Source organism: Bradyrhizobium sp. UFLA03-84 (assembly GCF_002289535.1).
Lineage (GTDB): Bacteria > Pseudomonadota > Alphaproteobacteria > Rhizobiales > Xanthobacteraceae > Bradyrhizobium > Bradyrhizobium viridifuturi.
The window spans coordinates 1,072,355-1,084,764 of sequence record NZ_NSJY01000014.1 but is presented as its reverse complement, the minus strand read 5'-3'; the positions used below and the strand labels follow the sequence as shown (position 1 = coordinate 1,084,764).

Annotated in this window: 11 protein-coding genes; 8 read left to right on the top strand and 3 right to left on the bottom strand. The window is 66.2% G+C overall.

What is annotated here, in order from left to right:
* Positions 1–43: 43 nt before the first annotated feature.
* Together CK489_RS41860 and CK489_RS26650 are read left to right on the top strand one after the other, a co-directional pair.
* On the top strand, positions 44–787 hold the full coding sequence (locus tag CK489_RS41860; protein WP_198961031.1) for a peroxiredoxin: 744 nt from the start codon (positions 44–46) through the stop codon (positions 785–787).
* A 100-nt stretch (positions 788–887) separates the two neighbouring features.
* Positions 888–2,243: a M23 family metallopeptidase gene (locus tag CK489_RS26650; RefSeq protein WP_050629429.1), complete on the top strand. Its 1,356-nt coding sequence runs from the start codon at positions 888–890 to the stop codon at positions 2,241–2,243.
* A gap of 67 nt (positions 2,244–2,310) precedes the next feature.
* On the opposite strand, the gene CK489_RS41455 is transcribed toward CK489_RS26650, so the two are convergent.
* Both CK489_RS41455 and CK489_RS26640 read right to left on the bottom strand, forming a co-directional pair.
* The gene (locus tag CK489_RS41455; RefSeq protein WP_158226505.1) at positions 2,311–3,570 is read right to left on the bottom strand and encodes a DUF5666 domain-containing protein; all 1,260 of its coding nucleotides are present in this window, start codon (positions 3,568–3,570) and stop codon (positions 2,311–2,313) included.
* Complete coding sequence (locus tag CK489_RS26640) at positions 3,567–4,442, bottom strand: DUF6502 family protein (RefSeq protein ID WP_095734372.1); 876 nt, start codon at positions 4,440–4,442, stop codon at positions 3,567–3,569. The genes CK489_RS41455 and CK489_RS26640 overlap by 4 nt, the downstream gene beginning before the upstream one ends.
* Before the next feature lie 156 nt (positions 4,443–4,598).
* Between CK489_RS26640 and CK489_RS26635 the strand changes: the two genes are divergently transcribed.
* The 6 genes from CK489_RS26635 to CK489_RS26610 all read left to right on the top strand — a co-directional run bounded on the left by CK489_RS26635 (position 4,599) and on the right by CK489_RS26610 (position 10,911).
* On the top strand, positions 4,599–5,033 hold the full coding sequence (locus tag CK489_RS26635; protein WP_095734371.1) for a hypothetical protein: 435 nt from the start codon (positions 4,599–4,601) through the stop codon (positions 5,031–5,033).
* Positions 5,034–5,250: 217 nt separating this feature from the next.
* Positions 5,251–5,472, top strand: coding sequence for a hypothetical protein (locus tag CK489_RS26630; protein WP_050631422.1), 222 nt, complete (start codon positions 5,251–5,253; stop codon positions 5,470–5,472).
* A gap of 20 nt (positions 5,473–5,492) precedes the next feature.
* Positions 5,493–7,433: a glycosyltransferase gene (locus CK489_RS26625; RefSeq protein ID WP_502694150.1), complete on the top strand. Its 1,941-nt coding sequence runs from the start codon at positions 5,493–5,495 to the stop codon at positions 7,431–7,433.
* Between the two features lie 2 nt (positions 7,434–7,435).
* Positions 7,436–8,176, top strand: a complete 741-nt coding sequence (locus CK489_RS26620; protein WP_095734369.1) for an ABC transporter ATP-binding protein — start codon at positions 7,436–7,438, stop codon at positions 8,174–8,176.
* Positions 8,173–9,594 (top strand): glycosyltransferase family 4 protein, encoded by a 1,422-nt coding sequence (locus tag CK489_RS26615; RefSeq protein WP_095734368.1) that lies wholly within the window; start codon positions 8,173–8,175, stop codon positions 9,592–9,594. The genes CK489_RS26620 and CK489_RS26615 overlap by 4 nt, the downstream gene beginning before the upstream one ends.
* A 6-nt stretch (positions 9,595–9,600) precedes the next feature.
* Positions 9,601–10,911, top strand: coding sequence for an O-antigen ligase family protein (locus CK489_RS26610; RefSeq protein WP_095734367.1), 1,311 nt, complete (start codon positions 9,601–9,603; stop codon positions 10,909–10,911).
* Between the two features lie 214 nt (positions 10,912–11,125).
* On the opposite strand, the gene CK489_RS26605 is transcribed toward CK489_RS26610, so the two are convergent.
* Positions 11,126–12,361 (bottom strand): ABC transporter substrate-binding protein, encoded by a 1,236-nt coding sequence (locus CK489_RS26605; RefSeq protein WP_095734366.1) that lies wholly within the window; start codon positions 12,359–12,361, stop codon positions 11,126–11,128.
* Between the last annotated feature and the right edge of the window lie 49 nt (positions 12,362–12,410).

The following is a 12,410-nucleotide window of genomic DNA, read 5'->3' as shown; positions in this document are numbered from 1 at the left end:
TACCCCAATGGTTGAGCTTCGGAAAGCGACGAAAGGAAGGCGTATGTCCAAGAAAACGCGCAAGAAATCCTCCAACACAACCGGAAAGCGGGTCGCAACAAAGGTTGCGCGCGCCGCAAGCGCAAGCACTGGGAAGTCCGCGACGAAAACCCGCACAACGGTTGCGAAAAAGCCTGTGGCCAAGAGAGCCAACAAGAAGGCCACCAAGACAACGAAGCCAAAGGCCAAGTCCGCAGCGGGTGTTCAAGGCAAAGCCTCGCACAAGGCTGCATCGAAACCGTTAAAGCCGGAGCCGGGCCCGACCGTGACCAAGTCGCCCGCTGTCACACTTGCCGAGGGTGCCGCGGCGCCTGGCTTCGACCTGCCGCGCGATGGCGGGGGCAGCGTTTCGCTGAAGGATTTCGCCGGCAAGAAGCTGGTGCTGTTCTTCTATCCCCGCGCCGACACCCCCGGCTGCACCAGGGAGGCGATCGACTTCACCCGGCTCAAGGGCGAGTTCGTTGCTGCCGGTACCGAGGTGGTCGGCATTTCAGCCGATACGGTTAAGGCGCAGGAGTCATTTCGAAACAAACACCAGCTATCAGTGCCGCTGGTCTCGGATAGCGCCCATCAGATGCTGGAGGCGTACGGTGCCTGGGGCGAAAAATCCATGTATGGCAGGACCTTCATGGGGATTATTCGCACCACGGTTCTGGTCGATTCCAGTGGAAAAGTCGCCCGAATATGGCGCCATGTGAAGGTCGACGGCCATGCCGAAGCGGTATTGGAGGCCGCCCGGTCGCTCTGACGGAAGGGGTTCCGTTTCCTGAAAATTAACCATGGCGGGCTCAAATCGGCCCCGCAAATTAGCCGTACGGAGCTTGGTCCGACCGGCCGCGGGAGTACCGATGTCGAGCCGGTCCGGTCATCACCAGGAATACCAGAAACACCATCATCCCCAGGACCATGGCCGCGCACCGGCGCGCCGTTCGGCCGCCCATCACGCCGCACCGGCGGCGGCCTCAGGCGAGGGCTATACCCTGGTCCATGCCGGCAAGCAGGTCCGGTTCGGGCCGGTCGTGTTCTGGATCGCGGTCGGCACCGTGGTCCTGCTCGGCATGTGGTCGGCGGCGACCGCGACCTATTTTGCGTTCCGTGACGACGTCCTGACCCGGCTGATCGCGCGCCAGGCCGAGATGCAATACGCCTATGAGGACCGCATCTCCGAGCTGCGCGCCAAGGTAGATCGCACCACCAGCCGCCAGTTGCTCGACCAGGAGCAGTTCGACCAGAAGCTCGACCAGATCATGAAGCGGCAGTCGACGCTGGAATCGCGCGCCACCGCGCTCGGGGCGATGCCCGATGCCACCTCGACCGGTTCGATAAAGCCGCAGGGCCGCGCCGAGGCGGCGCCGTCATCCGGCACGCCAAAGCCCTCCCCGATCAGCGACACCGTGATCTTCGTGGCGCCGCCGGATCGCGAGGCGCGGCTGGAATCGCGCGCCCCGCTGATCGCCAAGGCGCAGCCGAACCAGTTCGCCAAGGCCCAGGGCGTCGACAACGTCCTGGTCCGTCTGCAGACCTCGCTTGACCAGGTCGAGCGCCGCCAGGTCGCCGCGCTCTCCTCGGTCGAGGACGGCATCGAATCGCGGGTGCGCCGGATGCGCGGCGTGATCTCTGATCTCGGCCTCAACATGTCGCAGCTCGAAGCCGCTGTGCCGCGCTCCGGCATGGGCGGCCCATATGTGCCGGTGAAGCTCGCGCCCGACGCCGGCGCGTTCGAGCGCCAGCTCTACCGCATCAACATCAACCGCGCGCAGATGCAGCGCCTGAACCAGACATTGGCGCTGGTGCCTTACCGCAAGCCTGTGGTCGGCGAGGTCGAGTTCACCAGCGGCTTCGGCGTTCGCAGCGATCCCTTCCTCGGCCGGCCGGCAATGCACACCGGCCTCGACTTCCGCGCCGCGCAGGGCGACCCGGTACGCGTCACCGCCAACGGCAAGGTGGTTTCGGCGGGCTGGGCCGGCGGCTATGGCCGCATGGTCGAGGTCGACCACGGCAATGGCCTTTCGACCCGCTACGGCCATCTCTCCGAGATCGGCGTCAAGGTCGGCGAATACGTCAAGATCGGCCAGGTGATCGGCGCGGTCGGGTCGACCGGCCGTTCCACCGGTCCGCACCTGCACTACGAAACCCGCATCGACGGCGAAGCGGTCGATCCGCAGCGCTTCCTCCGCGCCGGCATCCGGCTCAGCGCGGGCTAGCTCAATCCCACGACCATCGATCTGAACATCGGCGCAAGCGTCTCGCTTGCGCCGATTTCGTTGTGCTTCAGCGGCGGCCGCCGCCGCCCATGCCGCCACCCGGCCCGCCGCCACCGAACCCGCCACCGCCGAATCCGCCGCCCGGCCCGAACGGGCCACCGCCGCCACCGGGACCAAACGGTCCGCCGGGCGAGCCAAAGCCGCCGGGGCCAGGACCAGTCGTTCCGCCACTCAGCGGATCAGGTGCAGGACCGCCGCCGCCGCCAGGCGGCAGTCCGCCTGATGGTCCGGACGGCCCTCCGCCGGGCCCGCCACCCGGGCCGCCACCGGGACCACCCCGTCCGCCTGGTCCGGATCCACCTCCCGGCCCGGAGCCGCCGCCACCCGAGCCGCGGCCCGGCGTGCCGGGGCTCCTCACCGACGAGCCCGGGAACTTGGCAATCGATTGCACCGATTCGACGCGCAGCTCGCGGGTGCCCGTCAGCTGGGCGTTGACGACCACGCGCGTATCGGCCGCCGGCGCAAACCGCGAGTGGTCGCGTGCGACAAAGCCGGAGCCGAGCTGCAGATCATTGCCGACCCGCCGCACATAGGCCTCGATGAGCAGCCGCTTCGCGCCGGCAAGATCGGAGAAGTCGTCGGCGCGGCTGCGCGAGACCTGCATCACGCCCTGCGCGACATGGCCCTCGGCCTGTACGCGCTGGCCGGCCAGCGCCGCGTCGACGCCGCTGAGCTTGAGCTCGCCGATCCTTAAAGTCCCTGCGCGATCGTGCTCGAGCGGCCCGGCGACGCGCATCACGGCGTCATGACGCTCCTGCACCAGACTCGCGACGACGAGACCGTCGGTGCGACGCAGCCCGAACACGGCAACATGTGTTCCGACCTTCAGCCAGCTGTCGCGGCCGCTCCAGGCGACCTTCTGGCCGAGCACCGTCAGCTCGCCCGATTTCATCTGCTCCACCGGTCCGGTCACTTCGCTCGCCACGTCGATGCGCTTGGTCGACAGCGTGCCGCCGGCATCGCGCTCGGCCACCACGCGCGCGAGCTGCCCTATCCGCAGCGCCTTGGCGCTCGCCGCCTCGCCATCAATCCGAACCGGCACGTCAGCCGCATAGGCGACGCGCTCGCCATTCACATAGATCGAGCCGAACCGCTGGATCACGCCGACGATGCCGGTGCCGCCGATGCCCTGGTCGGAGCCGGTGATCCCGGTGCCGCCGATGCCCTGATCGTTGCCACGCTTCTTGACCTGAGCACCCGCGAGCGACGTGCCGGCGAGCCAGAACGCGGCGAGCAGCGCGCGGCGCGAGATGATGGGGCCGCTCATGTCGCGCCGCTTTCGTCTGAATCGTCATCGACGGGACCGTCCGGTCCCTCGCGATAGATGTAGATGCCGAAATTCCAGCGGTAGTCGCCACCCTTGTCCTTGGCCAAAGCACGGTTGGCCTCGCGGTTGGCGACCTTCAGCGCCTCCATCGCAAGTTCGCGCGAGCGGCCCTCGAGCCGCTTGGCGAGCTTGGCCGACAGTCCGTCGTAATGCACCGCGCGTTCGAGGAAGCGCGGTGCCGCGGAGGACACGTTCATCTCGGCGGCTGCGACATGGTCGTGCAGATTGCGGCCGAGATAGTGCCATTTGCGGTCGTCGTCGCCATGCGGCACGAACGCCTCTTCGACCAGCATGATCTGGTCGCGGTCATTGATGGTGACGAGTTTGCGGTCGAGCCATTCGTCCAGCACCGCGCGCGGCCGCACGTCCTTCGTGATCGATTCGACCAGCGTCTCGAACGACGGTGCGCCGCCATCTGCGGTACGCGGCAACGGCAGCGGATCGCCCTTCGCGTCGGTGAACTCGGGCGCGGCCAGCCAGCGCGCGATGATCGCGCTGGTACGCGACAGCGTCGCCGGCACCGCGTTGACCGGCGCACCCGCGCCGCGCAGCCGCGCCACCTCCTTGCGGTGGATGCCGGTCAGCAGGCTGACGCGGCTGTCGGTCTGCTCCTTGCCCTCGAGCGCGAAGTCGTGTTCGGCGACATTGACATAGAGCTCGCGCAGCAGCTGGGTCAGCGCCGGGAAGGTCATGCCGCCGCGGATGCAAAGCCGCACCAGCGGGCGCAGCATCCGCGCGAGCGGCGCGTGCAGATTCGCTGCGGCGATCGGCGCAGGCGATCCCACCTTCGACTTCGGGGCCTTGGCATTCATGCTTAACTTTTACCCGTCCCCTGCGTGGGATACAATCCCACCTCACTTGACGTGTGACATTTTCCCACTTATGGGAAAGTCACCTCCGGACACAACGCCCGCTGGCGGGCGCGGCTGTCACGGTGGCCCGGCACAGCCGCCAATACGGACCGCTCCATGACATCACCCCGATTCGACCTTGCGATCGCGGAAGCCTGCCGGATCGCCCAGGTTCCTTACGAGGAGTTCGTGTCGACAGTGATGGCGGGCGGCTATCCCTGCCTGCCGGGCGTGGTGCCCGGAACGCCGCGCCGCTTCGACGAAACCGACCTGCTGGCGCTGTACATCTATGGCCGCCTGCTCGCGTTCGGCTTCGGCGGTCTGCGCGCCGGCGAATATGCAAGCCGCGCGCATGCCGGCCTCATCACAGAGCCGCGCGCAAATTCGATCTCGATCGCGCTGACATCGGATGGCGGCAAGCGTGTCGTCATCGAGCAGGATTTGCAGCGGCCGGCGGCCGCAATGCTGCCCGAGCGGATCCATTTCGACATCCCGGCCATCAGGCGCCAATTGCAGCAGCCGACCGAACGCAGCTCCGCCGAGCCGGCCTGACGGCTCCGCCAGCAACTCCCGCATTCGCCCGATCGCCCGCGCAGTCGCGGCGCGACCGCGCGCCATCATGCGTTCCGAATTCCCTCAATTCCCTCCTCCCAAAAAAGTTGTCCACCGCCTTACGTGGGACATAATCCCACATTTTAGTCCCCGACGCCATTGACGTGTGAAATTTTCCCACATATCCAGAAATCCATTCAGCAGGGAATCCGACGCAATGTCTCTTCGTTCGGCCCGCGACCCCGAATCCGCTCGGTTCGCCGCCATCACCCCCCGTTTCACCGCGCAGGCGCCGTTCTGCTTCACGCCGCAGGCATTCTCGTTCACGCCGCGGGCGGCCTGCGGTCCGATCGAGCCGGTGTTTCCGGCACTGCTGCGTTCGGCGGTGTTCTTCACCGCGCTGGCGCTGCCGTTCGTCGTCGCCCTGTACGCAGCATGATCCGGATCGAGCCGCCCATGATGGTTCTCAACCAGCAGCCGGCCCGGCGTCCGTCGGTGCTGCACATCTTCAAGGTCTACTACCCCGACCTGTTCGGCGGCACGCTGACCGTGATCCGCGACATCTGCGCCGGGTTGAAGGACACGTTCAACGCCGCCGTGCTGGTCTGCTCGCGCTCCGGCGGCGAGCGGCAGATCGTGGTCAATGACGTGGCCGTCGAGCGCGTGCATTCGTTCGGCGACGTGCTGTCGCTGCCGGCCGCGCCGACCTATCCGTGGCGGCTGTGGCGCCGCATCGCCGAACACGATCTGCTGGCGCTGCACGCGCCCTTCCCGCTCGCCGACCTCGTGTTCGCATTCGGGCTCGGCCGCACCCGTCCGCTGGTCGTGCACTGGCACGCCGACATCGTCTCGCACGCGGCATTGCGCTTCCTGGTCGAGCCGATGATGCGGCGAACCTTGCGGCGGGCGTCCGCGATCATCGTCTCCGATCCGGTGCTGATCGAAACCACACCGCTGCTGCAGGAATTTTCCGACAAGTGCCACGCCGTTCCGTTCGGCGTCGATGTCGAGAAATACGACCGGCCTGCCGCGCACAGCGACGACGTCAACGTCCGCGGCCGCCTCGTGCTCGCCTGCGGCCGGCTGGTGCCTTACAAGGGCTTCGACGTCCTGGTGCGATCGGCCCACGCCCGCAATTTCGAGGTCTGGATCGTCGGCGAGGGCCGCGAGCGCGACCATCTCGAGCAGCTGATCCGCGACTACGGCTTGCAGGACCGCGTCCGCCTGCTCGGCTCGGTGTCCGAGAGCGAACGCGTCAAGCTGCTGCGCATCGCCGACGTCTTCGTGATGCCGTCGGTGACCAATGCGGAAACCTTCGGGCTGGCCCAGCTCGAGGCGATGGCGGCGAGCCGTCCGATCGTCAACACCGCGCTCGACACCGGCGTCCCCCATGTCGCCCGCGACGGCCTCGAGGCCATCACGGTGCCGCCCGGCGATCCCACCGCGCTTGCCGACGCCATCGAGACGCTGATCAACGATCCGGAGCGGCGCCGCCGCATGGGGCAGGCCGCGCGGCATCGCGCACTGACGAAATACTCGACAACAGCCTTCAAGGAGGGAGTGGAGACGGTGTACCGCAAGGTCGTTTCCGAAGAGGCCACCGCAAAGGACGCAGGGTCATTAGCCCCAGCCCCGCGTCCCCAAACGGCCGGTTTCGTCGGCGCGATCCAGATCGCCGCCGCGCTGGCCTGGTCTGACGTACGCCATCGCTACGTCCGCTCCCTCCTTGGACCCTTCTGGATGTCGATCCAGATGGCGATCATGGTGGCCGTGCTCGGCTCGGTCATCGGCCATCTCTCCAACGCCAGCGCAGTGGCGCGGCTGCCGATGCTGGCGGCGAGCCTCACCGCCTGGACCTTCCTCAACAGCGTCGTGCTCGACGCCACCACCGCGCTGCAGGGCTCGGCCAGCCTGATCAAGGATCGCGCGCTGCCGCCGGTGATCTTCCTGCTGCAATGTACCTTCCGCCAGGCGCTGTTCGCGGTCCACAACGCGGTGGTGCCGCTGGTCCTGTGGCTCGCGCTGACGCCGAGGGACGTCGGTGGTGCGGTCGCCGCCTTGCCCGGCCTCTTCCTGTTCGTCATCGCTGCCCTCGGCGTGAGCCTCGTGCTCGGCGCGCTGGCGACCCGCTACCGCGACATCAAGCCGATCATCGAGTCCTCGCTGACGCTGGCATTCCTGGCCTCGCCGATCATCTGGACGCCCGAGATGATCGATCGCGGCTCCACGGTGATGCGGCTCAATCCGCTGACCCATCTGTTCGCGGTCTGGCGCGATCCGCTGGCGTCAGGTCATGTCGCGATGACCAGCGTGATCTACGTGCTGGCCTGCCTTGCCGCGCTCGCGGCCGCCGCGGTCGTGACCATCACTCAATTGCGCAAAGCGGCGTTCTGGATCTAGGCATGGCACGCATTCACCTCCGCGACGTCTGCCTCGATTATCCGCTGTACGGCGCCTACGACTTCTCGCTGAAGCGCCGCCTGCTCGGGAGCCTATTCCGTCAGAGCAGCGAGATGCGCATCATCCGCGCGATCGATGGCATCTCGATCGAGGCAGAGGCCGGCGCTCGGATCGGCCTCGCGGGGCCGAACGGCTCCGGCAAGTCCACCCTGCTGCGGCTGATCGCCGGCGTCTTCCCGGCGACCAGCGGCAAGGTCGGGATAACAGGCAATATCGTGCCGCTGCTCGGCCTTGGCGCCGGCGTCAATCTCGATTTCGTCGCCGCCGACAATATCAGCCTGCTGCTGCGGATCTCCGGCCGCAAGCCGACGCCGGCGATCCTGGAAGAGATCTGGGCCTTCACGGAGCTGGAAGAGCGCATGCAGCGGCTGCCGCTGCGCATGTTCTCCTCGGGCATGCTGATGCGCGTGCTGTTCGCGACCGCGACCGCATTTCCCGCCGACATCCTGCTGCTCGACGAATGGCTCAGCGTGGTCGACGAGAATTTCTCGGCCAAGGCAGAGCAGCGGCTGCGCAAGATGGTCGAGACCGCGGCGATCGTGATCATCGCCTCGCATGACCACGCGCTGCTGCGCCGGACCTGCAACAGCATCATCAACCTCGATCACGGCCGCATCGCCAGCACCGTCGCGCTGGATGCACCCGTCCCGCATCACCTCGAGCTCAGAGAAATCAGCGCATGACAAAGATCCTGGTCGTCAGCGAGGCGCTCGGCGAACCCAACCACAAGCGCGGCATCTTCCATTTCACGCGCGAACTGATCCGCTCGCTGGCCGGCGACGGCCACGAGCTGACGCTGCTGGTCGAGACCACGCGCCGCTATCGCAAGCTGCGCCGCCGTCAGCAGCGCACAAGGCTGCTGCCCGACGGGTCGCGGCTGATCGAGCTGCTCGCGCTCTATCGCTTCCTCGACGAAGCCGACATGAATGCGCCGGTGATGCGCAGCAGCGGCGGCCTGCGCCGCACCATCGAGTGGTTCCGCAGCAAGCTCCGCGCCGCGACCTCGCTGGAATTCGCGGTCAGCTTCCTGCGCGCGCTGCATTTGCTGCCTGCCGGCGTCAGCCTGATCGAAAACCATGCCGACGGCCTCGAATACATCCCGACCGATCTGCGCCATCTCAGGCTGTTCGGCGATTTCCTGCTCGAACCCGGCTTCTACAGCTATCAGGACACATCGGCGCTGCTGCGGCTGCCGCCGCCCCGCGTCGATGCGCGCGGCTATGACGTCATTCTCATCGATACGCCGACGCGGGTGGCGATCCAGCGCAAGCGCGGCGCCAAGGTGATCTGCGTCGTGCACGACCTGTTGCCGCTGACCGACCTCAAGCTCAGCGACGTCGCGACGCGGCTGTTCCTGTCGCGTCTGTTCACCAGCCTGCAACAGGCCGACGAGCTCGCCTTCGTCTCGAACTACAGCCTCGGCCGGTTCCGCGTCCTGCTTCCGCAATTCGCGCATCTGCCGGCGCGGGTGGTCTACCCCCGCACAAAGTTCGACACATCAGCGCCGCCGCTGGCGATGGCTGGCGCAAGCAGCAGACGGCCCTACTTCGTCGTGATCGTCTCTGCCGAACCGCGCAAGAACCTCGCCGCCGTCATCCGCGCGTTCCGCAAGCTGCCGCAGGCCGATCTCGTCGTGATCGGCTACACCGGGGACCCCACCCTGACCCGCCATGCGCCGCCCAACGTCCGCTTCTCCGGTTATGTCGAGGAATACGAGAAAGCCGCGCTGATCGCCGACGCGCATGGCCTGATCATGCCGAGCCTCGCCGAGGGTTTTGGGGTGCCGATCATCGAGGCGCTGGCCGCCAACACGCCGGTGCTGTGCTCCGATATCGCCGTGTTCCGCGAGGTCGCGGGCGATCTCGCCGACTACTTCGACCCGTTCTCGATCGAGTCCATCGGCGCCTCGGTGACCCGGGTTCTGGCGCAGCAGGAGCAGTGGCGCGACCGGATCCGCGAGCACCGGGCCGAGCTCGCCGAACGGTTCGGCCACCACACCCAGGCGCGCGACCTGCTGTCGCATCGGGTCGCCACGGAGACCATGACCTCGGTGCCCGCGGCCTCTGCCGCGATGGCGGCATTCAATGGCGCCACCGTGTAGCCCGTCATGACCACCGATCTCCACGCGATCGATGCCGCCGTCGCGCCCGCCATGCGCTGGCGCGACCGCGTTCGCACCTGGTCCGGATCGACAGCTTATGTCCGTGCGACCGACATCCTGATCGTGCTGGCCGCGGCCTCGCTGCCATGGTCGACGTCGCTGCTCGCGATTTTCATGCTGCTGTGGCTAGTCGCCGTGATCCCAACCGTCGACTGGGAGCAGTTCATTCTCGACCTCACCCGGCCCGCCTTTGCATTGCCCGTTGCGTTGCTAGCGCTCGCGGTGATCGGCGTGGCGTGGTCGGAGACCGGCTGGGCCGAACGGCTCCAGGGCATCAAGCCACTCAGCAAGTTGCTGCTGCTGCCGTTCCTGCTCGGCTACTTCCAGCGCTCGCAGCGCGGGCTCTGGGTGTTCCTGGCCTTCCTGCTGTCGTGCACGCTGCTGATGATTCTGTCCTGGATCGTGCTGGCGCTGCCGCAGCTCAAGCTCGCGCACACCGCCTCCGACGGCGTGCCGGTCAAGAATTACCTCGACCAGAGCCAGGAATTCGCGCTCTGCGCCTTCGCGCTGGCGCTGCCGGCATTGACGGCCCTGCGGGCCCGACAGTGGCGCCTCGCCGCCGGCGCCATCGCGCTGATGCTGCTGTTCGTCGTCAACATGCTCTACGTCGTCTCGGCGCGGACCGCGCTGGTCTACATGCCGGTGCTGTTGGTCCTGTTCGCCTCGCTGCATCTGTCCCGGCGCGCCACACGCCTGTTGTTCGCCGCGGTCGCCGTCACGAGCCTCGTGGTCTGGACGACGTCACCCTATCTGCGCCAACGCATCGCCGATGTCGGCATCGAGTATCACGCGCAGGATACTTCGGGCATCGCCTCCACCGCGCAGCGCCTGACCTATTGGCGGAAGTCGGTGAAGTTCATCGGCGAGGCACCCTTGCTCGGCCACGGCACCGGCTCGATCAAGCAGTTGTTCACGCGGGATGCAGCCGGGAAAACCGGCCTTCAGGCCGAGGTGATCAACAACCCGCACAACCAGACCCTCAATGTCGGGGTCCAGTGGGGGCTCCTGGGCATCCTGCTGCTCTGCGCGATGTGGGCCAGCCACGTCAGGCTGTTCGCCGGCCGCGATCTCGTGAGTTGGATCGGGCTCGCCGTGGTGGTGCAGAACATCACCAGCTCGCTGCTCAATTCGCACCTGTCCGATTTTCACGAAGGCTGGATGTACGTGATCGGCGTCGGCGTCGCCGGCGGCATGGCGCTCCGCGCCCGCCGGCCGGAGAATATCCTGGCGGACGCCGCCACGGTGCGCCGGGGATGACCTGCGCTTTGAACCCACGACCGCGCAACAAACTCGATGTCGTCCCGGGCAAGCGAAGCGCGACCCGGGACCCATAACCACAAATGGCTGTTGTTGCACAGCGCTGGAGTCCCAGCTCGCTTCAACAACACGCGCCTGTGGCTATGGGTCCCTGCTTTCGCAGGGACGACAGCGGTGTGTCGGCGCGAGCCGGGTCCTTCTCAGGAGCGAGCTCCTACCGTGTCGCGTCGTGACCTACCTCGCCCGTGATGACGTCGCCGAACAGCTCCCAAGCCTCGCCGTTGAACCGCATCAACTGCATCTGCTCGATCGGGAAGTAGTCGTCCGGCGAGGTGTTGACCATGACGCCCGGCAGCATCAGGTCGGAGTGGAAGTTCTTCAAATTGGCGGCCTGCTTCATCACGTTCTCGCGCGTCAGATTGTCGCCGCACTGCTTCAGCACCTGCACCATGGCCTCGGCCTGCACATAGCCATAGAGGTTGTTGGCGTTGCCCTTGTCGCCGTCGGGATAATATTTGTCCATGAACGCGCGCCATTTCACGACGGGAGGATCCTTGTCCCAGGTCGGATCGGTCGGGTCCTTCAGATAGGCCGTCGAGATGATGTCCTTGGAATATTCGAGCCCCGCCGGCTTCAAGACCGAGGCGACCGAGGTCGCGGTGTTGGCGAGGAAGAATTTCGGCTTCCAGCCGAGTTCGCCGACCTTGCGAATCGCCTGCGCCGATCCCTTCGGCGCCGCCCATGAAAAGAAGATGTCGGCGCCGGAATCGTGCAGCGCGACGATCTGCGAATCGATCGAGGGATCGGAGACCTCGTAGGACTTGTCGGCGATGATCATGCCCGCCTTGTCGCCGAGCCCGTCCTTCAGGCCCTTGAACTGATCCTTGCCGGCATCGTCGTTCTGCCAGAACACCGCGATCTTGCCGTTTGGAAACTTGTCGCGAATGTATTTCGCATAGATGCGCCCCTCGCTCTGGTAGTTGGGCTGAAAGCCCATCGTCCAGGGGAAATTCTTGGGGTCGCCGAACTTGGTGCCGCCGGAGGCGACGAACAATTGCGGCACCTTCTTGGCATTCATGTATTTCATGATTGCCGAATTGGACGGCGTGCCGAGCGCCTGGAAGATCAGCAGCACCTCGTCGCTCTCGACCAGCTTGCGCGCCTGCTCGATCGCCTTCGGCGGCGAATAGGCATCGTCGTAGCTGATGAAGTTGATCTTGCGGCCGTTGATGCCGCCCTGTTCGTTGATCATCTTGAAGAACGCGGCCTCGGTCTTGCCGATCACGCCGTAGGACGACGCCGGGCCGCTATAAGGCATGATGTTCCCAATCTTGATTTCGGTATCGGTCGCGCCGGGATCGTATTTCTTCTGGGCGTGGGCCGAGGTCGTGAGCAGTGCCACACTTGCGAAGGCCGCGATTGCGCCAATATATCCAGAACGAGCCGGCATCGTTTTCTCCCGATTTTTGTCGTGGTTTTGACGGCAAGTCTCGCAAGAG

Bases quoted from the DNA above. Each gene is read 5' to 3' on its own strand.
- CK489_RS41860 (WP_198961031.1), top strand. From the start codon at position 44: ATGTCCAAGAAAACGCGCAAGAAATCCTCCAACACAACCGGAAAGCGG.
- CK489_RS26650 (WP_050629429.1), top strand. From the start codon at position 888: ATGTCGAGCCGGTCCGGTCATCACCAGGAATACCAGAAACACCATCAT.
- CK489_RS41455 (WP_158226505.1), bottom strand. From the start codon at position 3,570: ATGAGCGGCCCCATCATCTCGCGCCGCGCGCTGCTCGCCGCGTTCTGG.
- CK489_RS26640 (WP_095734372.1), bottom strand. From the start codon at position 4,442: ATGAATGCCAAGGCCCCGAAGTCGAAGGTGGGATCGCCTGCGCCGATC.
- CK489_RS26635 (WP_095734371.1), top strand. From the start codon at position 4,599: ATGACATCACCCCGATTCGACCTTGCGATCGCGGAAGCCTGCCGGATC.
- CK489_RS26630 (WP_050631422.1), top strand. From the start codon at position 5,251: ATGTCTCTTCGTTCGGCCCGCGACCCCGAATCCGCTCGGTTCGCCGCC.
- CK489_RS26625 (WP_502694150.1), top strand. From the start codon at position 5,493: ATGGTTCTCAACCAGCAGCCGGCCCGGCGTCCGTCGGTGCTGCACATC.
- CK489_RS26620 (WP_095734369.1), top strand. From the start codon at position 7,436: ATGGCACGCATTCACCTCCGCGACGTCTGCCTCGATTATCCGCTGTAC.
- CK489_RS26615 (WP_095734368.1), top strand. From the start codon at position 8,173: ATGACAAAGATCCTGGTCGTCAGCGAGGCGCTCGGCGAACCCAACCAC.
- CK489_RS26610 (WP_095734367.1), top strand. From the start codon at position 9,601: ATGACCACCGATCTCCACGCGATCGATGCCGCCGTCGCGCCCGCCATG.
- CK489_RS26605 (WP_095734366.1), bottom strand. From the start codon at position 12,361: ATGCCGGCTCGTTCTGGATATATTGGCGCAATCGCGGCCTTCGCAAGT.